The 24,474-nt window shown below is 32.9% G+C and carries 22 protein-coding genes and 64 tRNA genes; 78 read left to right on the top strand and 8 right to left on the bottom strand.

What is annotated here, in order from left to right; translation table 11 throughout:
- The first annotated feature begins 1 nt into the window (after nt 1).
- The 4 genes from BN6774_RS18255 to BN6774_RS01070 all read left to right on the top strand — a co-directional run bounded on the left by BN6774_RS18255 (nt 2) and on the right by BN6774_RS01070 (nt 2,600).
- Nucleotides 2-475 carry a hypothetical protein gene (locus BN6774_RS18255; RefSeq protein WP_066889270.1) on the top strand — a complete coding sequence of 158 codons (474 nt, stop codon included), beginning with the start codon at nt 2-4 and terminating at the stop codon, nt 473-475.
- A 12-nt stretch (nt 476-487) separates the two neighbouring features.
- Nucleotides 488-637: a lmo0937 family membrane protein gene (locus BN6774_RS18250; RefSeq protein ID WP_106404253.1), complete on the top strand. Its 150-nt coding sequence runs from the start codon at nt 488-490 to the stop codon at nt 635-637.
- Nucleotides 638-870: 233 nt separating this feature from the next.
- Nucleotides 871-1,767, top strand: a complete 897-nt coding sequence (locus tag BN6774_RS01075) for a hypothetical protein (protein WP_066889269.1) — start codon at nt 871-873, stop codon at nt 1,765-1,767.
- A gap of 86 nt (nt 1,768-1,853) precedes the next feature.
- Nucleotides 1,854-2,600, top strand: a complete 747-nt coding sequence (locus tag BN6774_RS01070) for an acyl-[acyl-carrier-protein] thioesterase (protein ID WP_066889267.1) — start codon at nt 1,854-1,856, stop codon at nt 2,598-2,600.
- 76 nt (nt 2,601-2,676) lie between these two features.
- On the opposite strand, the gene BN6774_RS01065 is transcribed toward BN6774_RS01070, so the two are convergent.
- The gene (locus BN6774_RS01065; RefSeq protein WP_066889265.1) at nt 2,677-3,924 is read right to left on the bottom strand and encodes a BaiN/RdsA family NAD(P)/FAD-dependent oxidoreductase; all 1,248 of its coding nucleotides are present in this window, start codon (nt 3,922-3,924) and stop codon (nt 2,677-2,679) included.
- A gap of 255 nt (nt 3,925-4,179) precedes the next feature.
- Here BN6774_RS01065 and BN6774_RS01060 point away from each other — a divergent pair.
- The 64 genes from BN6774_RS01060 to BN6774_RS00765 all read left to right on the top strand — a co-directional run bounded on the left by BN6774_RS01060 (nt 4,180) and on the right by BN6774_RS00765 (nt 9,648).
- Nucleotides 4,180-4,254 (top strand) — tRNA-Glu (locus BN6774_RS01060).
- 5 nt (nt 4,255-4,259) lie between these two features.
- Nucleotides 4,260-4,335, top strand: a tRNA-Val gene (locus tag BN6774_RS01055).
- A 4-nt stretch (nt 4,336-4,339) separates the two neighbouring features.
- Nucleotides 4,340-4,416: transfer RNA gene (locus BN6774_RS01050), tRNA-Asp, on the top strand.
- A gap of 18 nt (nt 4,417-4,434) precedes the next feature.
- A tRNA-Thr gene (locus tag BN6774_RS01045) sits at nt 4,435-4,509 on the top strand.
- 9 nt (nt 4,510-4,518) lie between these two features.
- Nucleotides 4,519-4,593, top strand: a tRNA-Glu gene (locus tag BN6774_RS01040).
- A gap of 4 nt (nt 4,594-4,597) precedes the next feature.
- Nucleotides 4,598-4,673: transfer RNA gene (locus tag BN6774_RS01035), tRNA-Val, on the top strand.
- 5 nt (nt 4,674-4,678) lie between these two features.
- Nucleotides 4,679-4,755 (top strand) — tRNA-Asp (locus BN6774_RS01030).
- A 24-nt stretch (nt 4,756-4,779) separates the two neighbouring features.
- Nucleotides 4,780-4,854 (top strand) — tRNA-Glu (locus BN6774_RS01025).
- Between the two features lie 5 nt (nt 4,855-4,859).
- Nucleotides 4,860-4,935 (top strand) — tRNA-Val (locus tag BN6774_RS18375).
- Between the two features lie 4 nt (nt 4,936-4,939).
- Nucleotides 4,940-5,016 (top strand) — tRNA-Asp (locus BN6774_RS01015).
- An 18-nt stretch (nt 5,017-5,034) separates the two neighbouring features.
- Nucleotides 5,035-5,109, top strand: a tRNA-Thr gene (locus tag BN6774_RS01010).
- A 9-nt stretch (nt 5,110-5,118) separates the two neighbouring features.
- Nucleotides 5,119-5,193 (top strand) — tRNA-Glu (locus BN6774_RS01005).
- A 4-nt stretch (nt 5,194-5,197) separates the two neighbouring features.
- Nucleotides 5,198-5,273 (top strand) — tRNA-Val (locus BN6774_RS18370).
- 5 nt (nt 5,274-5,278) lie between these two features.
- Nucleotides 5,279-5,355 (top strand) — tRNA-Asp (locus BN6774_RS00995).
- Between the two features lie 24 nt (nt 5,356-5,379).
- Nucleotides 5,380-5,454: transfer RNA gene (locus BN6774_RS00990), tRNA-Glu, on the top strand.
- Nucleotides 5,455-5,459: 5 nt separating this feature from the next.
- Nucleotides 5,460-5,535 (top strand) — tRNA-Val (locus BN6774_RS18035).
- Between the two features lie 4 nt (nt 5,536-5,539).
- Nucleotides 5,540-5,616: transfer RNA gene (locus tag BN6774_RS00985), tRNA-Asp, on the top strand.
- Nucleotides 5,617-5,634: 18 nt separating this feature from the next.
- Nucleotides 5,635-5,709: transfer RNA gene (locus tag BN6774_RS00980), tRNA-Thr, on the top strand.
- Nucleotides 5,710-5,718: 9 nt separating this feature from the next.
- Nucleotides 5,719-5,793, top strand: a tRNA-Glu gene (locus tag BN6774_RS00975).
- Nucleotides 5,794-5,797: 4 nt separating this feature from the next.
- Nucleotides 5,798-5,873, top strand: a tRNA-Val gene (locus BN6774_RS00970).
- A gap of 5 nt (nt 5,874-5,878) precedes the next feature.
- Nucleotides 5,879-5,955, top strand: a tRNA-Asp gene (locus tag BN6774_RS00965).
- 24 nt (nt 5,956-5,979) lie between these two features.
- Nucleotides 5,980-6,054, top strand: a tRNA-Glu gene (locus tag BN6774_RS00960).
- Between the two features lie 5 nt (nt 6,055-6,059).
- Nucleotides 6,060-6,135, top strand: a tRNA-Val gene (locus BN6774_RS18365).
- 4 nt (nt 6,136-6,139) lie between these two features.
- Nucleotides 6,140-6,216: transfer RNA gene (locus BN6774_RS00950), tRNA-Asp, on the top strand.
- 18 nt (nt 6,217-6,234) lie between these two features.
- A tRNA-Thr gene (locus BN6774_RS00945) sits at nt 6,235-6,309 on the top strand.
- Between the two features lie 9 nt (nt 6,310-6,318).
- A tRNA-Glu gene (locus tag BN6774_RS00940) sits at nt 6,319-6,393 on the top strand.
- Between the two features lie 4 nt (nt 6,394-6,397).
- A tRNA-Val gene (locus BN6774_RS00935) sits at nt 6,398-6,473 on the top strand.
- A 5-nt stretch (nt 6,474-6,478) separates the two neighbouring features.
- Nucleotides 6,479-6,555: transfer RNA gene (locus BN6774_RS00930), tRNA-Asp, on the top strand.
- Nucleotides 6,556-6,579: 24 nt separating this feature from the next.
- A tRNA-Glu gene (locus BN6774_RS00925) sits at nt 6,580-6,654 on the top strand.
- A 5-nt stretch (nt 6,655-6,659) separates the two neighbouring features.
- A tRNA-Val gene (locus tag BN6774_RS18245) sits at nt 6,660-6,735 on the top strand.
- Nucleotides 6,736-6,739: 4 nt separating this feature from the next.
- Nucleotides 6,740-6,816, top strand: a tRNA-Asp gene (locus tag BN6774_RS00915).
- A gap of 18 nt (nt 6,817-6,834) precedes the next feature.
- Nucleotides 6,835-6,909 (top strand) — tRNA-Thr (locus BN6774_RS00910).
- A 9-nt stretch (nt 6,910-6,918) separates the two neighbouring features.
- A tRNA-Glu gene (locus BN6774_RS00905) sits at nt 6,919-6,993 on the top strand.
- Nucleotides 6,994-6,997: 4 nt separating this feature from the next.
- Nucleotides 6,998-7,073, top strand: a tRNA-Val gene (locus BN6774_RS00900).
- A 5-nt stretch (nt 7,074-7,078) separates the two neighbouring features.
- Nucleotides 7,079-7,155: transfer RNA gene (locus BN6774_RS00895), tRNA-Asp, on the top strand.
- A gap of 24 nt (nt 7,156-7,179) precedes the next feature.
- Nucleotides 7,180-7,254: transfer RNA gene (locus BN6774_RS00890), tRNA-Glu, on the top strand.
- Nucleotides 7,255-7,259: 5 nt separating this feature from the next.
- Nucleotides 7,260-7,335 (top strand) — tRNA-Val (locus tag BN6774_RS18360).
- 4 nt (nt 7,336-7,339) lie between these two features.
- Nucleotides 7,340-7,416 (top strand) — tRNA-Asp (locus BN6774_RS00880).
- A gap of 18 nt (nt 7,417-7,434) precedes the next feature.
- Nucleotides 7,435-7,509 (top strand) — tRNA-Thr (locus BN6774_RS00875).
- A 9-nt stretch (nt 7,510-7,518) separates the two neighbouring features.
- Nucleotides 7,519-7,593: transfer RNA gene (locus BN6774_RS00870), tRNA-Glu, on the top strand.
- A 4-nt stretch (nt 7,594-7,597) separates the two neighbouring features.
- Nucleotides 7,598-7,673, top strand: a tRNA-Val gene (locus BN6774_RS18240).
- Nucleotides 7,674-7,678: 5 nt separating this feature from the next.
- A tRNA-Asp gene (locus BN6774_RS00865) sits at nt 7,679-7,755 on the top strand.
- A gap of 24 nt (nt 7,756-7,779) precedes the next feature.
- Nucleotides 7,780-7,854: transfer RNA gene (locus BN6774_RS00860), tRNA-Glu, on the top strand.
- A 5-nt stretch (nt 7,855-7,859) separates the two neighbouring features.
- Nucleotides 7,860-7,935 (top strand) — tRNA-Val (locus tag BN6774_RS18355).
- 4 nt (nt 7,936-7,939) lie between these two features.
- Nucleotides 7,940-8,016, top strand: a tRNA-Asp gene (locus BN6774_RS00850).
- Between the two features lie 18 nt (nt 8,017-8,034).
- Nucleotides 8,035-8,109: transfer RNA gene (locus BN6774_RS00845), tRNA-Thr, on the top strand.
- Nucleotides 8,110-8,118: 9 nt separating this feature from the next.
- Nucleotides 8,119-8,193 (top strand) — tRNA-Glu (locus BN6774_RS00840).
- A gap of 4 nt (nt 8,194-8,197) precedes the next feature.
- Nucleotides 8,198-8,273 (top strand) — tRNA-Val (locus tag BN6774_RS00835).
- A gap of 5 nt (nt 8,274-8,278) precedes the next feature.
- A tRNA-Asp gene (locus BN6774_RS00830) sits at nt 8,279-8,355 on the top strand.
- A 24-nt stretch (nt 8,356-8,379) separates the two neighbouring features.
- Nucleotides 8,380-8,454: transfer RNA gene (locus BN6774_RS00825), tRNA-Glu, on the top strand.
- Between the two features lie 5 nt (nt 8,455-8,459).
- Nucleotides 8,460-8,535: transfer RNA gene (locus BN6774_RS18410), tRNA-Val, on the top strand.
- A gap of 4 nt (nt 8,536-8,539) precedes the next feature.
- Nucleotides 8,540-8,616, top strand: a tRNA-Asp gene (locus BN6774_RS00820).
- Nucleotides 8,617-8,634: 18 nt separating this feature from the next.
- Nucleotides 8,635-8,709: transfer RNA gene (locus BN6774_RS00815), tRNA-Thr, on the top strand.
- Between the two features lie 9 nt (nt 8,710-8,718).
- Nucleotides 8,719-8,793, top strand: a tRNA-Glu gene (locus BN6774_RS00810).
- 4 nt (nt 8,794-8,797) lie between these two features.
- A tRNA-Val gene (locus BN6774_RS18405) sits at nt 8,798-8,873 on the top strand.
- Between the two features lie 5 nt (nt 8,874-8,878).
- A tRNA-Asp gene (locus tag BN6774_RS00800) sits at nt 8,879-8,955 on the top strand.
- Nucleotides 8,956-8,979: 24 nt separating this feature from the next.
- Nucleotides 8,980-9,054: transfer RNA gene (locus BN6774_RS00795), tRNA-Glu, on the top strand.
- A gap of 5 nt (nt 9,055-9,059) precedes the next feature.
- Nucleotides 9,060-9,135 (top strand) — tRNA-Val (locus tag BN6774_RS18400).
- A gap of 4 nt (nt 9,136-9,139) precedes the next feature.
- Nucleotides 9,140-9,216 (top strand) — tRNA-Asp (locus BN6774_RS00790).
- 18 nt (nt 9,217-9,234) lie between these two features.
- A tRNA-Thr gene (locus BN6774_RS00785) sits at nt 9,235-9,309 on the top strand.
- Nucleotides 9,310-9,318: 9 nt separating this feature from the next.
- Nucleotides 9,319-9,393, top strand: a tRNA-Glu gene (locus BN6774_RS00780).
- Between the two features lie 4 nt (nt 9,394-9,397).
- Nucleotides 9,398-9,473: transfer RNA gene (locus tag BN6774_RS00775), tRNA-Val, on the top strand.
- 5 nt (nt 9,474-9,478) lie between these two features.
- Nucleotides 9,479-9,555: transfer RNA gene (locus BN6774_RS00770), tRNA-Asp, on the top strand.
- An 18-nt stretch (nt 9,556-9,573) separates the two neighbouring features.
- A tRNA-Thr gene (locus tag BN6774_RS00765) sits at nt 9,574-9,648 on the top strand.
- 206 nt (nt 9,649-9,854) lie between these two features.
- Here BN6774_RS00765 and BN6774_RS00760 read toward each other — a convergent pair.
- Both BN6774_RS00760 and BN6774_RS00755 read right to left on the bottom strand, forming a co-directional pair.
- Entirely contained in the window at nt 9,855-10,832 is a 978-nt protein-coding gene (locus BN6774_RS00760; RefSeq protein ID WP_066889263.1) for an ATP-binding protein, read from the bottom strand.
- Nucleotides 10,825-11,823, bottom strand: coding sequence for a DnaD domain protein (locus BN6774_RS00755; RefSeq protein WP_066889255.1), 999 nt, complete (start codon nt 11,821-11,823; stop codon nt 10,825-10,827). The genes BN6774_RS00760 and BN6774_RS00755 overlap by 8 nt, the downstream gene beginning before the upstream one ends.
- Nucleotides 11,824-11,984: 161 nt before the next feature.
- Here BN6774_RS00755 and BN6774_RS00750 point away from each other — a divergent pair, with 161 nt between their 5' ends.
- Nucleotides 11,985-13,091 (top strand): M23 family metallopeptidase, encoded by a 1,107-nt coding sequence (locus BN6774_RS00750; protein ID WP_066889253.1) that lies wholly within the window; start codon nt 11,985-11,987, stop codon nt 13,089-13,091.
- A 61-nt stretch (nt 13,092-13,152) separates the two neighbouring features.
- Here the strand turns inward: BN6774_RS00750 and BN6774_RS00745 are convergent, their stop codons facing one another.
- The 4 genes from BN6774_RS00745 to BN6774_RS00730 all read right to left on the bottom strand — a co-directional run bounded on the left by BN6774_RS00745 (nt 13,153) and on the right by BN6774_RS00730 (nt 16,219).
- Nucleotides 13,153-14,349, bottom strand: a complete 1,197-nt coding sequence (locus tag BN6774_RS00745) for a S8 family serine peptidase (RefSeq protein ID WP_066889251.1) — start codon at nt 14,347-14,349, stop codon at nt 13,153-13,155.
- 168 nt (nt 14,350-14,517) lie between these two features.
- Nucleotides 14,518-14,949 (bottom strand): DMT family transporter, encoded by a 432-nt coding sequence (locus tag BN6774_RS00740; protein ID WP_066889249.1) that lies wholly within the window; start codon nt 14,947-14,949, stop codon nt 14,518-14,520.
- Nucleotides 14,950-15,032: 83 nt separating this feature from the next.
- Nucleotides 15,033-15,488, bottom strand: coding sequence for a dUTP diphosphatase (locus BN6774_RS00735; protein ID WP_066889247.1), 456 nt, complete (start codon nt 15,486-15,488; stop codon nt 15,033-15,035).
- 188 nt (nt 15,489-15,676) lie between these two features.
- A complete protein-coding gene (locus tag BN6774_RS00730) occupies nt 15,677-16,219 on the bottom strand; it encodes a hypothetical protein (protein WP_066889245.1) in 543 nt (180 codons plus the stop codon).
- Nucleotides 16,220-16,511: 292 nt separating this feature from the next.
- Between BN6774_RS00730 and BN6774_RS00725 the strand changes: the two genes are divergently transcribed.
- From BN6774_RS00725 to BN6774_RS00690, 8 genes are all read left to right on the top strand, one after another.
- Complete coding sequence (locus BN6774_RS00725; protein ID WP_066889243.1) at nt 16,512-17,774, top strand: UDP-N-acetylglucosamine 1-carboxyvinyltransferase; 1,263 nt, start codon at nt 16,512-16,514, stop codon at nt 17,772-17,774.
- 21 nt (nt 17,775-17,795) lie between these two features.
- Nucleotides 17,796-18,587, top strand: coding sequence for an MBL fold metallo-hydrolase (locus BN6774_RS00720; RefSeq protein WP_066889241.1), 792 nt, complete (start codon nt 17,796-17,798; stop codon nt 18,585-18,587).
- Between the two features lie 51 nt (nt 18,588-18,638).
- The gene (locus tag BN6774_RS00715) at nt 18,639-19,136 is read left to right on the top strand and encodes an SEC-C metal-binding domain-containing protein (RefSeq protein WP_066889239.1); all 498 of its coding nucleotides are present in this window, start codon (nt 18,639-18,641) and stop codon (nt 19,134-19,136) included.
- 121 nt (nt 19,137-19,257) lie between these two features.
- Nucleotides 19,258-19,899, top strand: a complete 642-nt coding sequence (locus BN6774_RS00710) for a lactate utilization protein (RefSeq protein ID WP_066889236.1) — start codon at nt 19,258-19,260, stop codon at nt 19,897-19,899.
- 151 nt (nt 19,900-20,050) lie between these two features.
- Entirely contained in the window at nt 20,051-20,698 is a 648-nt protein-coding gene (locus BN6774_RS00705; RefSeq protein ID WP_066889235.1) for an Hsp20 family protein, read from the top strand.
- Between the two features lie 36 nt (nt 20,699-20,734).
- Complete coding sequence (gene rlmH / locus BN6774_RS00700; RefSeq protein ID WP_066889234.1) at nt 20,735-21,214, top strand: 23S rRNA (pseudouridine(1915)-N(3))-methyltransferase RlmH; 480 nt, start codon at nt 20,735-20,737, stop codon at nt 21,212-21,214.
- 206 nt (nt 21,215-21,420) lie between these two features.
- Nucleotides 21,421-22,038: a DUF47 domain-containing protein gene (locus BN6774_RS00695; protein ID WP_066889232.1), complete on the top strand. Its 618-nt coding sequence runs from the start codon at nt 21,421-21,423 to the stop codon at nt 22,036-22,038.
- Nucleotides 22,039-22,049: 11 nt separating this feature from the next.
- Nucleotides 22,050-23,045, top strand: a complete 996-nt coding sequence (locus tag BN6774_RS00690; RefSeq protein WP_066889230.1) for an inorganic phosphate transporter — start codon at nt 22,050-22,052, stop codon at nt 23,043-23,045.
- 131 nt (nt 23,046-23,176) lie between these two features.
- Here BN6774_RS00690 and nfsB read toward each other — a convergent pair whose 3' ends face one another.
- Nucleotides 23,177-23,830 (bottom strand): oxygen-insensitive NAD(P)H nitroreductase, encoded by a 654-nt coding sequence (gene nfsB, locus BN6774_RS00685; protein ID WP_066889228.1) that lies wholly within the window; start codon nt 23,828-23,830, stop codon nt 23,177-23,179.
- Between the two features lie 156 nt (nt 23,831-23,986).
- Here nfsB and BN6774_RS00680 point away from each other — a divergent pair, with 156 nt between their 5' ends.
- Entirely contained in the window at nt 23,987-24,349 is a 363-nt protein-coding gene (locus tag BN6774_RS00680; protein ID WP_066889226.1) for a winged helix-turn-helix transcriptional regulator, read from the top strand.
- Nucleotides 24,350-24,474 lie beyond the last annotated feature (125 nt).

Here is a 24,474-nt window from a genome sequence, read left to right as displayed (position 1 = left end):
TATGACTACATTAAAGAAAGTATTAAATAATAAATTAGCGGAGCAAAAGAGACAAAGAAATAAGGAATTGAGATTATCAATGGCTTTGGGTGCTGCAGTTGGTGTTTTAACTGGGGTAGCCATAAGCTCTAAATCAGATAAGATCAATCATATTTTTAAGAAAGTAAAAGAAAGGAATTTAGAAGTTATGAGAATGGGTAAAGATAAATTAGAAAATTTTATAGATGAAAAGAAGATTGAAGCAAAGGATTTACAAAATGAAATAAAAAGAGATTTCAATGAAAAAAAGGACAAGGCAGAAGATTTTATAAATGAAAAAAAAGTTGAAACAAAGGCTTTTATAAATGAAAAAAAGGAAGATGCTGAAGAACTTAAGAATACTGTTAAAGAAAAATTCCATGAAGGAAAAGATGAAGTAAAAGAAAAAACAGAAGAAGCCAAAAATGAAATAAAAGAAAAACTAAATCATAAGTAGGAGGTAAGTATTATGGGATTTTTAAGATGGTTAGGTGGTATAGTTGTATTATTTTGGCTACTAGGATTACTACTAAGAATAGGTGGAGGTTTTATACATATATTATTAGTAGTTGCAGCTATTGTATTTATAGTTGACTTTATAACAGGTAGAGCTAATTAAGTATAATCAATATAAATATTAAGATTAAGGCTATGAAGAGGTATTTTATAACTTCATAGCCTTTTTTATTTAGGAAATTATAAATTAAATAATACTTGGAAAACATATTATTATAAACTTTAAGTAGGTTATTTATATAAAAATAGTAAAGTTTTTCATGAATAATTATAAAATAGTAAAATATTGTGATAAAATGAGTATATATAGAAAGAGAAGATTTGAGGGGTGATATTTTGGAAGAAAGAAGAAAACAATTATTTATAACAGAAATTTTATCTAGAGCCTTTAATTTATGTAAGGATAATGCTTTAGAAATTTTAAAGGTTATAGGAATATTTATTGCGCCAGCAATGATATTCCCAGTAATAATATTTACTACATTAATTACTACTGCTTTTTTAGGCGCTTCTATGTATTCTTATTCATATCCATATTACTATTTAGATGGAATATCAGCTGCATTAGGGGCAGGAACTATATTATTAGTTATAATAATAGCTATTTTATCAGCAATTCTTTCCTTATTTGGAATGTCAGTTATTACTAAGATTTTAGATGATTCAAATAAGGGAAATGAAGTTAGTTGGAGAAGTGCTACCAAATATGTTTGGGAAAGAAAATGGAGAATATTAGGGTTAAATATTTTAGTTGGTATTATGATTGTTGCAGCAATGATAGTACTATTTTTCCTAGGGCTATTATTATCATTAATAACTTTAGGTATAGGAGCAATTATAGTTATTCCTGTTATTCTAGCATTAATATTTATTTGTATTCCAATTACTAATTTATTTAATTCAGTTCTTATAGTAATGGATCTTGGAGTAATTGATGCAATGAGAGAGACATTCCTTTTATTTAAAAAAGGATATTTTTGGTCAACTATAGGAAGGCTAGCAGTTATTTCTGCAATTTATATAGTGTTAGCAATATTGTTAGGACTATTTGAAGTTTTACCTATTATAGGATTTATAATTACACTTTTAGGTCAATTTGTATTAACTTCATATATTTCTGCATATTTAAACGTATTTGTTTTAGATAGGGTTAATCCAAAGAGTGATGACATTTTTGGAAACAGTGGAAATGATAATAATTCAGGAGATAGCTTTATAGATCCAATTATCTAAAATATGGGAGTTGTTTAATTTATATTTTATATATTAAAGCTCTGTAGTGATACAGAGTTTTAATATTTATTGTTAGGAGGTATTTTATGGGGAAGGCTTATGAAAAAGAATATGAGTTACATTATTACGATGTAGATAAAAATTTAAAAGCTAATATGTCCATGATAATAAACATATTATCAGACATTGGAACCAAACAATCAGAGGAATTAGGATCTGGTATGGAAGACCTTGTTGAAAGTAATATGACTTGGGTATTTTATAATTATCATGTTAAGATATTTAGAAATCCAACATATAAGGAAAAACTTACTGTTAAAACTGAGCCAGTAGGATTTAAAAAGTTTTATGCCTTAAGAAATTATGAAATTAAAGATAGCAATGGTAATGTTATAGTTACAGCTAATGCCATATTTTTATTAATTAATTTAGAAAAAAGAAGAATGATGAGAATACCTAAGGAACAGTATGAAGTATATGGAGTGGAAAGTGATATTAAAGAAGAGTTTAAAATTCCAAGACTTGAAGCTATTACTAAATATAAGTACGAAGATACATTTAAGGTTAGATATTCTGATATAGACTCAAATCAACACGTAAATAATACTAAGTATGTAGATTGGGCTATAGAAACTTTACCAGAAGAAATAGTTAATAATTATACTTTAGATGAGATAAAAGTAACATTTGAAAAAGAATGTAAATATGGTGAAACTGTTAGAGTTCTTACAGATGTAAGGGAAGAAGAAGAGGCAATAGTAACTATACATAAAATTGAAACATTAGATAATAAAGAACTAACAAGATTAATAGCGTGCTGGAAGAAAATATAGAGTAAATGTATTGTTACAAAATAAAAAACGAAGAATGCAAAAAGTAAGGGGGATATTGTAAATAGCCCCCTTACTTTTATTTTCTTTCAGCTATATTTTTTGCAACAAAGTGACCAGAACTCCAAGCCCATTGAAGATTAAAACCACCACAGTCTCCATCTACATCTAAGATTTCTCCACAAAAATATAAATCTTTAACTACCTTTGATTCTAGAGTAGAAGGATTAACCTCCTTAGTATTAATACCACCAATAGTAACTTGAGCTTGATTAAATCCATTTGTATCTATGCAGTTAAATCTCCAAGATTTTAATGTATTTATTATGGATTTTTTGTGCTGCCACTCTAAATCATAACAAGGCATATGTAAATCTGGAATATTTGAAATTTTTAATACAGTAGGAATTAGTTTTTTATTAATAACACCAATTAATGAATCTATAACTGGTCTATGAGAAAACATAGCGAAATGTCCTTCAAGGAAGTTTTCTATTTCATTAATATCTTCATTAGGTAACATATCTACAAGTATTTCAACTTTTTTATTATTAAGTAAAGCCTTTGAGGCATACCCTGAAATTTGAAGGATAGGTGGTCCTGATATTCCGTAATCAGTAAATAATATTTCTCCAAGTTCTTTTCTTATGGCCTCACCATTTACTAATAAAGTTGCATATCCATCAAATTTTACACCTGATATTGATTTTAAATAAGGACTATCTAGCTTTAGTTGAACTATTCCAGGAATAGTTTTTATTATTGTGTGCCCTAAAGATTTTGCTAAATTATATCCCGAACCATCAGAACCAGTTTTAACAGCAGATTTTCCTCCACAGGCTAAAATTAATTTATTACATGTGAATAACTTTTTATCATCATTACTTGTGGATAACTTAAAAACTTTTCCCTTGTGGATATCTTTTACTTTACATTCTGTGTATAAAGGAATTTCTCTATCCTCAATAGCAAATCTTAATATATCTACAACTGAAGAAGCTTGAAGGGATTTGGGATACATTTTTCCGTTTTTTAGTTCTACAATAGGAAGGCCCAAAGATAGAAAAAAGTTTTCTGTATCTTCAACACTAAAAGTTGATAATACTTTTGAAAAAAATCCTGTATTTTCACTATGATAAGAAAAGAAAGGAAATGAAATAGTTCTATTAGAAATATTACATCTACCATTTCCAGTAGTTAAAATTTTTTTCCCTATTCGGTCAGTACCTTCAATTAGGGCAACATCTAAACCAAAATCCTTAGCAGTTATTGCAGCCATAAGTCCAGATGCTCCACCGCCAACTATAATTAAATCATGATGAATCATAATAAAACTCCTTAAAAAATAATATAATATTTGAAAGTATTTTTTGATATAATAAGATTATAATATAAATCTTATAAATAATTAAGAAGTTTAATTTAGCTAAAAGCCAATATTTTTCTAGGTTTTAATAGGTTTTATTAATATAAAAAGAAAAATAAAAAAAAAGTTGTGAAAAAGTGTTGACACTATATTAAAATTTATGTATTATAGTTAATGTGCTCGCCGGGAGAAAGGCAAGCATGAGAAATGAAATATGGCTCCTTGGTCAAGCGGTTAAGACACCACCCTTTCACGGTGGTAACAGGGGTTCGATTCCCCTAGGAGTCACCAAGTATGGAAGCATAGCTCAGCTGGGAGAGCATCTGCCTTACAAGCAGAGGGTCACAGGTTCGATCCCTGTTGTTTCCACCATATTGGCTCAGTAGCTCAGTTGGTTAGAGTGCCGGCCTGTCACGCCGGAGGTCGAGGGTTCGAGCCCCTTCTGAGTCGCCAATTAAACTTTAAAAATATGCTGGCATGGCTCAACGGTAGAGCAGCTGACTTGTAATCAGCAGGTTGTAGGTTCGATTCCTATTGCCAGCTCCAAAATTTCATGGCTCCTTGGTCAAGCGGTTAAGACACCACCCTTTCACGGTGGTAACAGGGGTTCGATTCCCCTAGGAGTCACCATTATGGAAGCATAGCTCAGCTGGGAGAGCATCTGCCTTACAAGCAGAGGGTCACAGGTTCGATCCCTGTTGTTTCCACCAATATTGGCTCAGTAGCTCAGTTGGTTAGAGTGCCGGCCTGTCACGCCGGAGGTCGAGGGTTCGAGCCCCTTCTGAGTCGCCACTTTTAAAGGTTAAAAATGCATATGGCTCCTTGGTCAAGCGGTTAAGACACCACCCTTTCACGGTGGTAACAGGGGTTCGATTCCCCTAGGAGTCACCAAGTATGGAAGCATAGCTCAGCTGGGAGAGCATCTGCCTTACAAGCAGAGGGTCACAGGTTCGATCCCTGTTGTTTCCACCATATTGGCTCAGTAGCTCAGTTGGTTAGAGTGCCGGCCTGTCACGCCGGAGGTCGAGGGTTCGAGCCCCTTCTGAGTCGCCAATTAAACTTTAAAAATATGCTGGCATGGCTCAACGGTAGAGCAGCTGACTTGTAATCAGCAGGTTGTAGGTTCGATTCCTATTGCCAGCTCCAAAATTTCATGGCTCCTTGGTCAAGCGGTTAAGACACCACCCTTTCACGGTGGTAACAGGGGTTCGATTCCCCTAGGAGTCACCATTATGGAAGCATAGCTCAGCTGGGAGAGCATCTGCCTTACAAGCAGAGGGTCACAGGTTCGATCCCTGTTGTTTCCACCAATATTGGCTCAGTAGCTCAGTTGGTTAGAGTGCCGGCCTGTCACGCCGGAGGTCGAGGGTTCGAGCCCCTTCTGAGTCGCCACTTTTAAAGGTTAAAAATGCATATGGCTCCTTGGTCAAGCGGTTAAGACACCACCCTTTCACGGTGGTAACAGGGGTTCGATTCCCCTAGGAGTCACCAAGTATGGAAGCATAGCTCAGCTGGGAGAGCATCTGCCTTACAAGCAGAGGGTCACAGGTTCGATCCCTGTTGTTTCCACCATATTGGCTCAGTAGCTCAGTTGGTTAGAGTGCCGGCCTGTCACGCCGGAGGTCGAGGGTTCGAGCCCCTTCTGAGTCGCCAATTAAACTTTAAAAATATGCTGGCATGGCTCAACGGTAGAGCAGCTGACTTGTAATCAGCAGGTTGTAGGTTCGATTCCTATTGCCAGCTCCAAAATTTCATGGCTCCTTGGTCAAGCGGTTAAGACACCACCCTTTCACGGTGGTAACAGGGGTTCGATTCCCCTAGGAGTCACCATTATGGAAGCATAGCTCAGCTGGGAGAGCATCTGCCTTACAAGCAGAGGGTCACAGGTTCGATCCCTGTTGTTTCCACCAATATTGGCTCAGTAGCTCAGTTGGTTAGAGTGCCGGCCTGTCACGCCGGAGGTCGAGGGTTCGAGCCCCTTCTGAGTCGCCACTTTTAAAGGTTAAAAATGCATATGGCTCCTTGGTCAAGCGGTTAAGACACCACCCTTTCACGGTGGTAACAGGGGTTCGATTCCCCTAGGAGTCACCAAGTATGGAAGCATAGCTCAGCTGGGAGAGCATCTGCCTTACAAGCAGAGGGTCACAGGTTCGATCCCTGTTGTTTCCACCATATTGGCTCAGTAGCTCAGTTGGTTAGAGTGCCGGCCTGTCACGCCGGAGGTCGAGGGTTCGAGCCCCTTCTGAGTCGCCAATTAAACTTTAAAAATATGCTGGCATGGCTCAACGGTAGAGCAGCTGACTTGTAATCAGCAGGTTGTAGGTTCGATTCCTATTGCCAGCTCCAAAATTTCATGGCTCCTTGGTCAAGCGGTTAAGACACCACCCTTTCACGGTGGTAACAGGGGTTCGATTCCCCTAGGAGTCACCATTATGGAAGCATAGCTCAGCTGGGAGAGCATCTGCCTTACAAGCAGAGGGTCACAGGTTCGATCCCTGTTGTTTCCACCAATATTGGCTCAGTAGCTCAGTTGGTTAGAGTGCCGGCCTGTCACGCCGGAGGTCGAGGGTTCGAGCCCCTTCTGAGTCGCCACTTTTAAAGGTTAAAAATGCATATGGCTCCTTGGTCAAGCGGTTAAGACACCACCCTTTCACGGTGGTAACAGGGGTTCGATTCCCCTAGGAGTCACCAAGTATGGAAGCATAGCTCAGCTGGGAGAGCATCTGCCTTACAAGCAGAGGGTCACAGGTTCGATCCCTGTTGTTTCCACCATATTGGCTCAGTAGCTCAGTTGGTTAGAGTGCCGGCCTGTCACGCCGGAGGTCGAGGGTTCGAGCCCCTTCTGAGTCGCCAATTAAACTTTAAAAATATGCTGGCATGGCTCAACGGTAGAGCAGCTGACTTGTAATCAGCAGGTTGTAGGTTCGATTCCTATTGCCAGCTCCAAAATTTCATGGCTCCTTGGTCAAGCGGTTAAGACACCACCCTTTCACGGTGGTAACAGGGGTTCGATTCCCCTAGGAGTCACCATTATGGAAGCATAGCTCAGCTGGGAGAGCATCTGCCTTACAAGCAGAGGGTCACAGGTTCGATCCCTGTTGTTTCCACCAATATTGGCTCAGTAGCTCAGTTGGTTAGAGTGCCGGCCTGTCACGCCGGAGGTCGAGGGTTCGAGCCCCTTCTGAGTCGCCACTTTTAAAGGTTAAAAATGCATATGGCTCCTTGGTCAAGCGGTTAAGACACCACCCTTTCACGGTGGTAACAGGGGTTCGATTCCCCTAGGAGTCACCAAGTATGGAAGCATAGCTCAGCTGGGAGAGCATCTGCCTTACAAGCAGAGGGTCACAGGTTCGATCCCTGTTGTTTCCACCATATTGGCTCAGTAGCTCAGTTGGTTAGAGTGCCGGCCTGTCACGCCGGAGGTCGAGGGTTCGAGCCCCTTCTGAGTCGCCAATTAAACTTTAAAAATATGCTGGCATGGCTCAACGGTAGAGCAGCTGACTTGTAATCAGCAGGTTGTAGGTTCGATTCCTATTGCCAGCTCCAAAATTTCATGGCTCCTTGGTCAAGCGGTTAAGACACCACCCTTTCACGGTGGTAACAGGGGTTCGATTCCCCTAGGAGTCACCATTATGGAAGCATAGCTCAGCTGGGAGAGCATCTGCCTTACAAGCAGAGGGTCACAGGTTCGATCCCTGTTGTTTCCACCAATATTGGCTCAGTAGCTCAGTTGGTTAGAGTGCCGGCCTGTCACGCCGGAGGTCGAGGGTTCGAGCCCCTTCTGAGTCGCCACTTTTAAAGGTTAAAAATGCATATGGCTCCTTGGTCAAGCGGTTAAGACACCACCCTTTCACGGTGGTAACAGGGGTTCGATTCCCCTAGGAGTCACCAAGTATGGAAGCATAGCTCAGCTGGGAGAGCATCTGCCTTACAAGCAGAGGGTCACAGGTTCGATCCCTGTTGTTTCCACCATATTGGCTCAGTAGCTCAGTTGGTTAGAGTGCCGGCCTGTCACGCCGGAGGTCGAGGGTTCGAGCCCCTTCTGAGTCGCCAATTAAACTTTAAAAATATGCTGGCATGGCTCAACGGTAGAGCAGCTGACTTGTAATCAGCAGGTTGTAGGTTCGATTCCTATTGCCAGCTCCAAAATTTCATGGCTCCTTGGTCAAGCGGTTAAGACACCACCCTTTCACGGTGGTAACAGGGGTTCGATTCCCCTAGGAGTCACCATTATGGAAGCATAGCTCAGCTGGGAGAGCATCTGCCTTACAAGCAGAGGGTCACAGGTTCGATCCCTGTTGTTTCCACCAATATTGGCTCAGTAGCTCAGTTGGTTAGAGTGCCGGCCTGTCACGCCGGAGGTCGAGGGTTCGAGCCCCTTCTGAGTCGCCACTTTTAAAGGTTAAAAATGCATATGGCTCCTTGGTCAAGCGGTTAAGACACCACCCTTTCACGGTGGTAACAGGGGTTCGATTCCCCTAGGAGTCACCAAGTATGGAAGCATAGCTCAGCTGGGAGAGCATCTGCCTTACAAGCAGAGGGTCACAGGTTCGATCCCTGTTGTTTCCACCATATTGGCTCAGTAGCTCAGTTGGTTAGAGTGCCGGCCTGTCACGCCGGAGGTCGAGGGTTCGAGCCCCTTCTGAGTCGCCAATTAAACTTTAAAAATATGCTGGCATGGCTCAACGGTAGAGCAGCTGACTTGTAATCAGCAGGTTGTAGGTTCGATTCCTATTGCCAGCTCCAAAATTTCATGGCTCCTTGGTCAAGCGGTTAAGACACCACCCTTTCACGGTGGTAACAGGGGTTCGATTCCCCTAGGAGTCACCATTATGGAAGCATAGCTCAGCTGGGAGAGCATCTGCCTTACAAGCAGAGGGTCACAGGTTCGATCCCTGTTGTTTCCACCAATATTGGCTCAGTAGCTCAGTTGGTTAGAGTGCCGGCCTGTCACGCCGGAGGTCGAGGGTTCGAGCCCCTTCTGAGTCGCCACTTTTAAAGGTTAAAAATGCATATGGCTCCTTGGTCAAGCGGTTAAGACACCACCCTTTCACGGTGGTAACAGGGGTTCGATTCCCCTAGGAGTCACCAAGTATGGAAGCATAGCTCAGCTGGGAGAGCATCTGCCTTACAAGCAGAGGGTCACAGGTTCGATCCCTGTTGTTTCCACCATATTGGCTCAGTAGCTCAGTTGGTTAGAGTGCCGGCCTGTCACGCCGGAGGTCGAGGGTTCGAGCCCCTTCTGAGTCGCCAATTAAACTTTAAAAATATGCTGGCATGGCTCAACGGTAGAGCAGCTGACTTGTAATCAGCAGGTTGTAGGTTCGATTCCTATTGCCAGCTCCAAAATTTCATGGCTCCTTGGTCAAGCGGTTAAGACACCACCCTTTCACGGTGGTAACAGGGGTTCGATTCCCCTAGGAGTCACCATTATGGAAGCATAGCTCAGCTGGGAGAGCATCTGCCTTACAAGCAGAGGGTCACAGGTTCGATCCCTGTTGTTTCCACCAATATTGGCTCAGTAGCTCAGTTGGTTAGAGTGCCGGCCTGTCACGCCGGAGGTCGAGGGTTCGAGCCCCTTCTGAGTCGCCATTTAAATTTGAGAACCATGCTGGCATGGCTCAACGGTAGAGCAGCTGACTTGTAATCAGCAGGTTGTAGGTTCGATTCCTATTGCCAGCTCCAAAAGCTTTAGATTATTCTAGAGCTTTTTTTGTTTTTAATAAATTATAAAAAATAAAATTATTTTAAATAAAAAGATATTAGCTGAAAATATAAGACTAAATAAAAAAACTCCTAATGGAGTTTTTTTATTTATATTAATTTATTAATTCTAAAAAAATTACATCAATAATTATTAAGATTATACTATTAATCTTTAACTAAGAATATTATCGTCTTTTTAAATTTAACTGAATTCTTATGTCTTCTGTATAGAACTTATATAATTTAAAGTTTCCTAGTAGTCTAGATGCTATTCTTTCAGTGTATGTTTCTCTTATGTCAAATAAACTTAAGTTAGTTGATATTAACATCTTTTTCTTTTTAAGAAGTTTTTTATTTAAGAGATTAAAGAATTCACTAGTAGTAAAGTCTGTTATTTGTTCAGCGCCTAAATCATCTATAATTAATAAATCACAATTTACTAATAAATCTTCTAAATCAAAATTGTTATCAAATCTAATTTCTCTTAAATTACTCATAAGCTCATCAACAGTTCTATAAACCACTAAGTATCCATCATCTAAAAGCTCTTTTGCTATACAGCAACTTAAAAAAGTCTTACCAGTTCCTGAGTCGCCGTAGAATAGTAGGTTTTCTTCTGTATTTATAAAGTTTGGAATATATTCTCCGCGTAAATATTTAAGTATATTTTCAATATTTTTTCTAGGAGAAAATCTATCATCTTCCTTTAACTTATGAGAAGAAAACAATGATAAATTAAAGTTATTAAAATTATTAGTGAAAAGAGAGTCTTTTAATTCTGAGTTCTTATAATAAAGCTGAACTAATTTTTTCTTATAGCAAGAACATCTTTTATTACCTATATATCCTTCATCTTTACATTTTAAACAATTATAATGAATATTTAAATAATCAGATGAATATCCTTTTTCAACTAAAGATTCACTTTTCTTAACTCTTAAATCAGTTATATCATTTTTATATTTTTTTAAGGTATCTTCATCCATTCCTTTTAATATAGCTAATGAAAGTCCTAGAGATTTTTTTTGAATTAAATTATCTAATTCCAATATTTCTGGATACTTTTCTTCTATTTCTTTACGTCTTTTTATTAAATTTTTTTCCTCTTCAGATCTAATATTTTCATATATTGATGTTAATTCTTTTTCATATCCTTTAATCATCAGTATCCCATCCTAACAATTTCTTTTCTAAGGCATCATAATCATAATCTCTGCCTTTAAAATTATCAAATCTTAATTTTGGCTTACTATTATTTTTAGAGTTATTATAAACTTTCTTGGCAGATGAATTTTTGAAATTAGCCTCTTTTTTTTCTATATCTTGTAGAGTCCTTAAGTTATCTTTATTCCAACTAGATAATATTCCATCAATATATTTAAAATCAGCTCTATTTAATCTTTGGAAGCAAATATCACAGGCTTTCTTTATTATGTCTAATGAATAGCCATAACTTGAAGTCCATTTCTCAAGAAGATCTTCTTGAGGTTTCATAATATCTGTATTTCGTATACCTAAAAATTTTAAGATTTCCCTATAGGTTCCCCATTTATCCTCTGTTTTCCTTATATAGTTTTGAGCATCATCAACTGTTTTAATATTCATTTCATTCCAAGCAATTGCTACTTTTTCTATATATCTAAAATTATTTTTTCCTTTAGAAGCACAATATTCTATTAAGATTAGTATTAGCTCAGAAGAAAAGTTAAAATCCTTTTTCCAACCAATATAAGTTTCAACTTCACTAGGGGATAGAGGCCTTCCTAATAATTTTCCTATATCTTTTAACATATAACCATTTGATGTATTTGTTAATTCTTCAACTAAATTAAATTTCTCTACATTGGCATTTCCCTCATCAGATAAATCAACAAATTCTATGTTAAAGTTCCCCATATTATCAATTGGTAATAGTTTTATAACTCCTTCTTCATTCCAATAATTTAGGGCATTTACAATATCTGATTCTAAAAGGTTTAATGATGTAGCTAAAACTGTAGAGTTAACTCCAGGCTCACCTGTAAAATTGTATTTAAGCATTAAAAGATAGACCTTAATAAATTCACCTCTTGCTTTTGGCATATATCTTTCAATAAATATATTGCTTACAGGTGTAAATTTTAAAGGCTTTGACTTAAACATAAAAGTGCTCATATTTACATTTACCTTTCTAAAAGTAATGATGCGATAATTCAATTATAACAAAGTGGAGAATTTGCCTCAACCTAAGTAAGAAATATAAATAAGAATATTATTTTAAAAGATGGAAAAACTAATAAATGTGTTTGTTACCTAAATAAGCGAAAGGAGTACTTATGGATATAAAAGGAGAAACGGTAAAGCAATATAGAATAATTAATAAATTTGCTTTACTAGTGAGCATTATAATAATTACTTTAAACATTAATACTTTCAAAGTTAATGCAAAAGCTAATACAAATTTAAATATAGACTTAAATAATAAAATTTATTCATTATCTAATAAAGGCTCAGATAATCTTTTAGATAATTTAATGGTTGCGTTAACTGGTAAAATTAACGGTTATGAAGTAGTATTAAATGAAAATGTTGTAGGATATACTGTTTTAGAAAATAATTTAGAAAATATAAAGAGTGAAGTTTTAAAAAAATATATAAGTGAAAACAGTATAAGAGAGGATATGGTTAAGTCCTTTGATATTAAATGGGATATAAATCTAAGAGAAGAAAGATTTGATGTTGAAATGCTTCAAACAAATAAAGAGGTAGTTGATAATATATATAATATAGCAGAGAAAGATCCAGAAAAAATAAGAATAAGTGTTAATTATATAAAGGAAGAAGTTAATAATATTAAGCCATCAACTATTATTATTCCAACAGAGGATTTATATTTAGGAGAAAGTAAAGTAGAAGAAGGACAATATGGATTGAAAAAAGAAATTAAAGAAGTTATCTCTGAATCAGGTAAAGTTGTAAATACAAAAACTATAAAGGAAGAAATAATAAAGGATCAAGTTAGTAAAAAGATTTATAGAGGAACAAAAAATCCTTATGAATATGGAGTAGCTTTTTTAAATCATCCTACTAGGGGGGGAGTCATGACCTCTGGTTATGGAGAGCGATGGCATTCATTTCATAAGGGAATAGACATTGCAGGAAATATTGGAGACGATGTATTTGTAGCTATGGATGGAGAAGTAATATATGCAGAATATAATGATGGAGGATATGGAAATCTAATTATAGTGAAGCACGAAGATAATATGAGTACATATTATGGACATTTAAGTGATTTTAATGTTAAGGTTGGAGATAAAGTTAAAAAAGGTAATGTTATAGGTAAAGTAGGTAACACTGGCTTTAGTACAGGTCCCCATTTACATTTTGAGTTAAGGGTAAATGATGAACCAGTAGATCCAACTAATTATATAGTACAGTAAAAGCTGAGTTATCTCAGCTTTTTTTATAAACAAAATGAAAGGTAAGTTTTTATTATACCTTTCATTTTAATATAGATTTAATATTAATTTTTCCATCACCTTGATAATTTTTAGGTATATCAGTTAATGATTCACAACCTACTTTTAATATTGATGATATATCTTTGGGAGTTAAGCCTTCATTTTCTTCATATATTAAAGCACATACTCCAGCTATATAAGCAGCAGCTAGTGAAGTACCGCTGAAGGTTTTGTAGGATAAATCTAATTTAGATGGATATAGCTTCTTTCCATCTTTTTCGGAAAGAAAGCTTGTATCAGAATTTAAGGAAATTATATCAACGCAAGCTGCACACATATTAGGTTTAGAATCCTTTCTTATAGAACCAGCTGAAGAATAAGTATAAGGTTTTATATTTGCAGTGGAGTCGTATCCTGCAACTGTTATACAATTATTACAAAGGGCAATACCTGTAATAGAGCCATCTGCATTTTTATTACTTCCACTTGGAATTATACAAGTTATATTTTTACTAACTACTAAAGAAATCATTAAGTCAAATAAACTTTGAAAAAATATATTATAAGTTAACATTTCAAAAGGAAGACAAAGAACCTTTATATTATTCTTTTCATCTTCTTTTGATAGAAGTTCCATAGCATATAGAATATCTGAAAAGTATCCTTTACCTGTTTTATCAAAGGCTTTATAAGAATATATTTTACATTCAGGAGCTATTCCACTATACATACCATTAGATTTTTTCCCATTGCCAGCAATAACTCCAGCTGTACATGTTCCATGTCCGTTATCATCATAGGGATATTTTAAATTATTAACTAAGTCTGTAAAGGATGCTATTCTATTATAAGGAGTAGTTAAATCCTGATGAGGATAAACTCCAGAATCAATAATGGCAACTCCTATACCCTTCCCCTTACTTCTACTTTTATTAGAGAGTCTAACCTTATTTGCAGTATTTACACTAATACCACATAAAAATAAGTACTCATCAAAACAAATATATTCAACTTCAGGATATTCTAAGAGCCTTTGAATGCCCTTAGAGTTTAAATTAGCTGATATTATTTTACAATGTTCAATATGATTTATTACATTACCCTTATAGAAAGAAATTTTTTTTAATAAACTTTCTTGAAATCTTTTATATTTAATTAAAATCCTATAATTATTATAGGGTTTCGATTTTATACAAGACTTTAAGTTTGGCTCTAATTTTCTACTTAAAGAAAACATATTATACTCCTAAAATTGATTACAATATATATTATATTAAAAGGTTGATTTTTGTTAATACAATAAATTATTATATGAAGAAAGTGGCTTATATAAGTTCATTTATAACATTGATTATCTATAAATCAACGAAAACTTACATATACCACTTTGAACTAAAAGGGCAATTTACCCTCTCCATTTAAATATAATTATTCCAAGTATCATAATTCCAATTCCAAGAAACTCTCTAAAGCCAAAGGAAATTCTTTCTGTTCCAAATAGTCCAAATGCATCTACTATTCCGGCAGAAGCTAATTGAGCTACTAGTATTGTTCCTATTCCTATAGTTGCACCCATAGAAGAAATACTTCTTATAACAGTGAAAATTATAACAACACCTAGAACCCCACCTAATAAATAAAGCTTATTTACTTCTTTTACTGCTTTAAAACTTCCCTTACCAAAAAATATTACAATTATTAAAGTAATAATTAAAGCAGTACCTTGCACTATAACATTTGTTTCCCAAGTTCCTACCTTTTCCTCAAGTCGTGTATTAAACACCCCTTGTAATGTCATAGAAATTCCAGATACTATTGCATAAATTATTGCTAACATCATATCACCTCTAAGGTATTATGCCCCTTAGAAAAAATAAATATTAAAAAAACCTTCTATATTAATATAGAAGGTTTTTTTTCTTAGATTGTTAAAAATGATTCTTTAATTTGAGTTTCTGAATAGCCTAAAGTTATTCCTAAGCTTATGAAATCTTCAACAAGTGTTATATAATGATCTTCAGAAGGGGATATAATTAAATCATTTAAATCTATAAATAAATTTAAAAATTGATCGCTTAAGCAATAATCATTTGGCTTAATTGGAATTTCTTCAACGCTATCGTATTTTCTGTCTATGCCAATAGTGATTATATTAGAAAAGCAATCTAAGTATTTTTCGAATAAAACTGATTTGTTTAATTCTTCATCTTCTCCAATCCAATACTTATAACATTTAGTTTCATCAGCTAGATGACTAATCTTTGTATGTAACTCTAAGTGCTTTCTAGCCCAAATTTTATATTCGCTTAATGTGTTATCAATATTAAGTTGTGTATTTCTTTCTCTTTGTTTTTCAAAAAAAGAATTAATTTCCATAAAGCTCCTCCTGTTTTTAAGGATTAACATATACTATTTTACAGAATTAAATTCAAATTGAAAAGTGTGGAAAACGAATACAAAAAAATAAATTTTAAATATTTTAATATTTAGAAAATAAAAAAAGGGGATTATAAATTACCCCTAATTATATGATCTTTATTTTTAGTGCTTTATAGCAACTTTTATTATAAATATAGATTCTTTTTTAAAGGATAACTCTTAACTAAGGTTTCTCTTTTGTTATTAGAGAATTTCCATAGCTCAATTCTATCAACCTTTAAAGTTTCACAATTTGATTTAAAGTTTACTTCTCCATCGAATTTTTTCATATCCTTTGGAATAAAGTTAAGATTAGCCAGGGAAATATGCATTTCTGGTTCCCCATTACCTTCTTGAACATTAAATCCGTGTAGTCTTAATGTATCGTTTACTAATCTGTTTATTCTCCTAATATATCCAACATCTTGAATTTTCATATTTAAGGTTTTATTAGTTTCTGAAACAGAAACTTCTTGAGATAATTGAACCTTAAAATTCTTATATGGTTTAATTATTTTATCTACTACAACATCTAACTTATCTATATTTGGATTTTCAATTACTTCTAAAGGTATATAAGGGGCTGGGGAATTTCTATTGGCCCTAAACTTTTTAGAAAGATTCTTTTGTATAGGATTTAAATTTTTATAAGATTCATCATCAAATAATGCAACTAAGTAATATTTCATAGCTTCAGCCTCTCATAATGTATTAATTTATATACATTTTAAATGCGTATAAACTTTGTTATAAATTATAACATATTACAGAAAATTTAAAAAGATTATATGATTTAAAAATTTAATGATAAATTTAACCTAAAGTAAGGAAAAAAGCCTTTTGGAAGAAAAAACTCTATTTAATTAAATTATTTTTATGTTATAATGTTAAATGTAAGTTTTAAGAAAGTTACATAGAATGGATAAATGTTGAAATAATAGGAAAGATTAATATATATAAATTATGATAAGGGTGAAACGGATGGAAAAATTAGTAATAAATGGAGGAAAAGTTTTAAAGGGCTCAGTTGAAATAAATGGCGCTAAAAACTCAGCAGTTGCAATATTGCCAGCAGCTATAATGGCTAGTGAGGGAAAATGCGTTATTGATAATGTGCCTGATATAGAGGATGTACATTGCCTTGAAAGAATACTATCTAGTCTTGGGTGTACAGTAAATAAGTTAGATAATAATACTTTAGAAATAGATGCTACAGATGTTAGAAGATTTGAAGCATGCACTAATGATGTAAGAAGAATGAGAGCTTCATATTATTTTATTGGAGCTTTGTTATCAAGATTTAAAAAGGCTAGGGTAGAATTACCAGGGGGATGCCCTATTGGTGTTAGACCAATAGACCAACATATAAAAGGCTTTGAGGCTTTAGGTGCTAAAGTTACTATTGAGCATGGAGCTGTTACTGTTGAAGCTGAACATTTACGTGGAGCAAATATATTCTTTGACGTTGTTACAGTTGGAGCAACTATAAATGTAATGATTGCGGCTGCATTAGCAGAAGGAACAACTGTACTTGAAAATGTTGCAAAGGAACCTCATGTTGTTGATGTTGCAAACTTCTTAAATTCTATGGGAGCTGATATTAAAGGTGCTGGAACGGATGTAATTAGAATAAGAGGAGTAGAAAAACTATCAGGATGTAATTATAGTGTTATTCCAGATCAAATAGAAGCAGGAACGTTTATGATTGCTGCAGTTGCAACAAAAGGTGATGTAACTATTAAGAATGTTATTCCTAAACACTTAGAACCTATTGCAGCTAAATTGATAGAAATGGGAGCTATAGTTGAAGAAGGAGACGATAGTGTTAGAGTTTATGTTGATGGAGAATTAAAAGGAGTTAATGTAAAGACTGCTCCATATCCAGGATTCCCAACAGATGTTCAACAACCAATGTCAGCATTACTAAGTATTGTACCGGGAAAGAGCTTAATTGCTGAAAGTATTTGGGAAAGTAGACATAAACATATAGATGAACTTAAGAAAATGGGAGCGACTATTAAAGTTGAAGGTAGAACAGCTATAATAGAAGGTCAAGAAAAGTTAGTTGGAGCTAGAGTTATAGCAACAGACTTAAGAGCTGGTGCAGCTATGGTTATAGCTGGCTTAGTGGCAAATGGTATTACTGAAATATTAGAAATTGAGCATATAGATAGAGGATATCCTCATATTGAAAACAAATTTTCAGCCTTAGGAGCAGATATTACTAGAGCTGTAGAAGAGTAATATCTGACGGGGGATGGTGAGATGAAGTTTTGTTCATTATATAGTGGAAGTAGTGGAAATAGTATTTTCATTGCTTCTGAAAATGCAAAGATTTTAATAGATGCAGGTTTACCAGGAAAGAAAATAGATGAGGCTTTAAAAAGCATTGGAGAAGATCCTAAGGATTTAGATGGAATTTTCGTAACCCATGAGCATTCAGATCATATTAAAGGTATAGGGGTTTTATCCCGTAAGTATGATATTCCTATATATAGTAATGCAGATACATGGACTGTTATGGAAGGATTAATAGGTAAGATAAAAGAACACAACATAAGAATAATGGATAGAAGATCTACTATGTCTATAAAGGATTTAGATGTAATTTCATTTAATATACCTCATGATGCAGTAGCACCAGTTGGATATACAGTTCATTGCAATGGTAAGAAAGCTAGTGTTACAACTGATTTTGGAATATATACTGAAGAAATAAGGGATAATATAAAGGATTCAGAAGTTATATTACTAGAAAGTAATCATGACATAAACATGTTAAAGTTTGGACCATATCCATATGCTCTAAAAAGAAGAATATTAAGTGAAGTTGGCCATTTATCAAATGATGATTGTGGCAAAGCAATAGTAGACTTAATAAATTATAAGTCAAATAAAAAAATAATTTTAGGACACTTAAGTGGAACCAACAATCACCCTGATTTAGCATTAGAAACTGTTATTGGCGTTTTACGCGAAAACAATATTAAGCAAAGAGAAGATATTGATTTGACTATGGCTAATAGGCATTGTCCTAGTGAAGTAATAGTAGTATAATCAATTGAAATAAAATACTTATAAAAAACCATATAAAAAGGAGAATGGAATATGAGTTTATATAAACAATGGACTGATATGGTAGTTGAATATGTAAAAGTAAGAGGAGAACAAGCATTTTGGGATGAGTATATGGAAATTGAAAAGTCTATATACAAAGAAATATTATCAAAACATACTGAAAGTTTCACTTTTACAATAAAAGATTTAGCTGAAAAACAAGATACAACAGTTGAATTTGTTATGGGATTTATTGATGGAGTTAATGATAGCTTAAAGAATCCTTTAGATTTAGAAAACTTAACAGATGATGAAGAAATAACATTAGAAGTAGATTTAGAAAAATTATATTTCAATATGTTAGATGCTAAAGCTGAATATTTATATAACTTACCACAATGGGATGGAATATTCTCACCTGAAAAGAGAAAAGAAATTCAAAAGCAATACAGAGAGTCTGTAATAGTAAGAAATGAAAATAAAATAGGAAGAAACGATCCTTGTCCATGTGGAAGTGGAAAGAAATATAAAAAGTGTTGTGGAAAATAGTTTTTATATAAAGGCCTACTTAATGTAGGTCTTTTTTTGCTTCTAAATATACATTTGTAAAGAATATTTTTTGTATATGTATTATAATAAAATTATCTTATATTAATGGGGGGGATTATATATGGATAAAAATTTAAAATGGGTTAAGGAACAAAAAATACTAAGAACCATAGAGTCTCTTAATAAAAATAATATGAATGGCTACTTAGTTAATACAAAAGAAGAGTTAATTGAAAAAATTAAGGACTTAGTAAAGGAAAATTCTACAGTTAGCTGTGGAGGTTCTATGTCTCTATTTGAAACAGGAGTTATAGATCATTTAAGGAGTGGGAGATATAAATTCTTAGATAGATATGAGGAAGGTTTAAGTAGAGAGCAAATAACAAAATTATTTAAAGAAAGTTTCTTTGCTGATGCATATTTTGCAAGTAGCAATGCTGTAACAGAAGACGGTAAGTTATATAACGTTGATGGAAATGGAAATAGGGTTGCAGCTATGCTTTTTGGACCTGAAAAGGTAATACTTGTAGTAGGAGTTAATAAAATAGTAAGAGATATAGATGAAGCAATTAAGAGGAATAAGGAAATATCAGCTCCAGCTAATGCAAAGAGATTAGATAAAATTACACCTTGTTCTAAGGTAGGATATTGTATGGAATGTAAGGGTAAGGATAAGATTTGTAGGGAATTTACTATCATAGCAAGTCAAGGAAATAAAAATAGAATACATGTAATTTTTATGAATGAAGATATAGGATATTAATATTAATTAAGATTAAAAAAATAATACAGAGAATTGAGAAGGAATTCTGCTTAAAAGCTGAATTTCTTTTTTTATATAAATTAATATTGTGGCAAAAATTATAATCTAAAATAATTATATTATATAGGAATTAATAGGGTAGGAGATTATAATGTTTGAAATGTTTCCTTTTTTATTTAATAATTTAATGGGAATTGGATCTAATGCAAATAATGTTAATAATAATTTTAATGGAAATATGTATAGTGGAAATACTGATAATGGAAACTATAAATATGGTACATTCACTAACGGAAATGATATAATTAATATATTTAGTGGTAGCTTTGTAGGCACTTTTAGCAGTATATTTAATGAGGTTTTTACTACATTAGTTTCTAATGAAGGACTAATAGATAGTATAGTAGATTCTGTATTAAATAGTGATATTGTAAGTTCTATTATAGAGGAAGAAGAAGAGGAAGAACTAGAGTTAGACTTTAGGGATTATGGTGATAGATATCTTATTGAAGGAAAACTAGAAGTAGATAATAAAAATGATATAGACATAGATTATGAAAATGATCATATAAGTATAAAGGTAAAAAGAGAAGCTTTAAAATCAAAGGGATTAGATATACTACAAGTTAAAGGTAATGAGTATATTGAAAGAAGCTTTTATGTACCAAGAGTAGATCCCAAAAGAGTTCAAGCCGTATATAATGCAGATGTTTTAAGGGTATATTTAAAGAAGCTACCAGAAGTAGATGAAGGAACTACTATAATAGATATAGAGGATTATACTAATGCATCAAATTAATTAATAAATAACTAAAACTTATGAGGAGAAAATGGGATGAATATAACAATAATTTCAGTTGGAAAATTAAAAGAAAAATATTTAAAACAAGCAATAGATGAGTATTCAAAAAGGTTAAGTAGGTATTGTAAATTAGAAATAATAGAGTTACCAGATGAAAAGACACCTGATAATGCATCAGAAAAAGAAGAACAACAAATAAAAGATAAAGAGGGAGATTTAATCCTTTCAAAAATAAAAGAAAATATGCATGTTGTTGCTATGGACTTAAAAGGGGACAATTTAACATCAGAACAATTTGCATCCTACATAGAAAACTGTGGAGTTATGGGAAACTCTAATATAGCCTTTATAATAGGAGGAAGCTTAGGTCTTTCACAAAAGGTAATAAAAAGGGCTAATTATAAGCTTTGCTTTTCAAAAATGACCTTCCCACATCAATTATTTAGGGTAATGCTTTTAGAACAAATATATAGAGGTTTTAGAATAATGAAAAATGAACCGTATCATAAGTAAATTAGGTTTATAGTCTTAGGTGTTGAAATAACTTACTTAAGGCTATTTTTTTTTGCGAAAATATCTATAGTACTAAATATTTTTATGTACTTAAAACAATTTGAAATTAACATAGATTTAACATAAAAAAATACGAAATATTACGACAAATTATGATAAAATATTTAATGGACAAAATAAGCACCTATTCGAAGGGAGACATAGGAATGATTAATAAGAAAATGCATAAATTATTTTCAATGCTTTTAAATATTTCTAATAACTTAAAAGATGGAGGAAAATATTTTTATGATTATAAAATTAATGAAGAGAAAGATCTTGATGTGTTTAGATTAAAAATGAAAGAATTTGAGGATAAAGGTGATGAATTAGTTGATGAATTAACTAAGGAATTAATTAACCTTTTTATTACTCCAATTGAACGCGAGGATGTTTTAGAACTTGCATCTCACATAGATAATATTCTTAATGGATTTGAAGAATGTGCCTCTCGTTTTTACATATATAAAATATATAAGATAGACAGTTATATGTTAGAATTTAGTGATTTATTAAATAAATGTGTAATTGAAATATATGATGCTGTAGAATTACTTTCACAAAAAAGGCTTACAGAAATAAGACAACACACAATTAAAATTAAGGAATATGAGAAAAAATGTGATGTTATTGAAAGAAATGCAATTAAGGAGCTTTTTGAAATAGAAAAAAATCTTTTTACGCTTATTCAATATAAAGAGATTTATGAAATTCTTGAGAATATTGCTGATGAGTGTCAAAAGGTTGCAAAAGTTCTTGAAGCAGTAATAATGAAAAACGCATAAGGAGATATAAAATGACATCATATTTATTAGTTGGCTTAACTGTTATTCTTGCATTATTTTTTGACTTTATTAATGGATTTCACGATACTGCAAATGCAATTGCAACTGCAGTTTCAACTAAAGCATTAAGTCCAAAACGTGCAATAATCACTGCTTCGTGTATGAATTTTCTTGGAGCAATACTTTTTACAGGTGTTGCAAAAACAATTGCTAAAGATATAGTAGATGTTGCAAATATACCTGATTTAACAGTAGTTATAATTGCTGCACTTATTTCAGCAATAGCTTGGAATCTTATTACTTGGTACTTTGGAATACCTAGTAGTTCGTCTCATGCACTTATTGGCTCAATTGCAGGAGCAGCAATAGTAGCAGCAGGATTTGGATGCATAAATTTAAACGGATTTTTAAACATAATTAAATCATTAATTATATCACCTATACTTGCTCTTGTTGTAGGATATATAGTGTTTACTATTTTTAAATACTTATTTAAAAATTTAAATCTTTCAAAGGCAAATAGAGGATTTAGAAGAATTCAAGTTGTTACAGCGGCAATTCAATCTTTTGCTCATGGAACTAATGATGCACAAAAATCAATGGGGATAATATCAATGGCTTTAGTAAGTTGTGGACTAGCTAAATCAGGAAGTATTCCATTTTGGGTTCAAGTTTGCTGCGCTGCAGCTATGGCACTTGGAACTTCAGTTGGAGGATGGAAAATAATAAAAACTGTAGGAACACAAATTATGAAAATAAAGCCTGTTAGTGGTGTTGCTGCGGATTTATCTTCAGCAATAATTATATTTGGGGCATCAAAAATTGGACTACCTGTAAGTACAACTCATGTTATTTCATCCTCAATAATGGGTGTTGGTTCTGCTCAAAGTGTTAAAGCAGTGAAATGGGAGACAGGTAAAAGAATGGTAGTAACTTGGTTTATTACACTTCCAATATCAGCTGCAATTTCAGCAATAATATTTAGTATAATAAAAATATTTTTATAATTATTTAAGATAAATGAGAAGTATATTATATAATGCTATATCTTTTTAGGATATAGCATTATATTTATTTTATATTAGTATCTTGGTTATAAAAAACTAAACTTTTAATACTACTATTAGTTAATAAATCGCTAAATTATAGTGAATATTTCATCTTCATTAAGTCTTGATTTTGGTAGTATAGCATTAAAATCATCTTCAGCTCTATAACCAATAGGTACTATTGCAATTGGTTTTAATCCCTTTTTGTCTAATTCTAGTTCTTCTGATAATATTTTAGAATCAAATCCTTCCATTGGAACAGCATCAATACCAAGCGCTGCAACACCAAGTAAAAGATTACCTAGGTTTAAGTAAACTTGTTTATCAACCCATTCTTGTAAGTCTTTAGCATCATCTTTATGGATATTAACAAAATTACTACGACCACTATGCATACCATTTTTAAATTCTTCATTAGCAAAACGTCCATCTTGATTTTCTTTTTCTAAAATATTTTGTAAAAATTCATCATCTATGGAAGTCTTTGAGCAAAGTACAATAACATGAGATGCATCAACTACCTTTTCTTTATTAAAAGCAAAGAATCCTTCAGTGCTTTTACTTATATTGTTTTTTCCTTCTTCAGTAGATGCAATTACAAAATGCCATGGTTGTAAATTTACACTTGATGAGCTAAGTCTTAAAAGCTCCTTAATTTGTTTTATATTTTCTTCAGAAATCTTCTTTGTTTTATCAAATTTTTTTGTAGAGTAACGATTATTCATTATTTCTATTAAGTTCATATATAGTCTCCTTATTGCTTCAATATATTAATTAGCAGAATATTTTTTGCTTCTGCTACTGTATGCTATAATAATAACAACCTACTATCAATTGAACAAGTATGTACTTTAAAGTAAGTACTATCAAAAAGGATATTAACTGTTAAGGAGAAGAGTATGAAGGATAAAGAATGTTTAAATACAAAAGAATGTAGAATTACTTGCCCTATGGAGTTTGCTATGACTCAAATATCAGGGAAATGGAAACTGATTATTCTATGGCATATTTATCAAAAAGAAGTCATTAGATATGGTGAATTAAAGAGAGCTGTAAATAAAATTACTGATAAGATGTTGAGCAATCAATTAAAGGAATTAGTTAGAGATAAAATAGTTCATAAAGAAGTTTATCAAGAGATTCCATTAAGAGTAGAGTATTCTTTAACAGAGTATGGAGAGTCTTTAATTCCTATAATGAAAATGTTGTTTAAGTGGGGAGAAGAATATATAAGTAAAATGTATTATTCAAAGGATAATTAAATTTTTAATACTAGATATATATAAATTTATATCTAGTTTAGATTGTGAATATTGTGCATTTAAGTTATATTATTTTTATGGAGATGAATTATAATATAGATTATTAAAAAGGATAGGTGGAAGTT

The organism is Clostridium nigeriense, assembly GCF_900086595.1.
Taxonomy (GTDB): domain Bacteria; phylum Bacillota; class Clostridia; order Clostridiales; family Clostridiaceae; genus Clostridium; species Clostridium nigeriense.
This window is presented reverse-complemented; position numbering and strand designations above follow the sequence as displayed.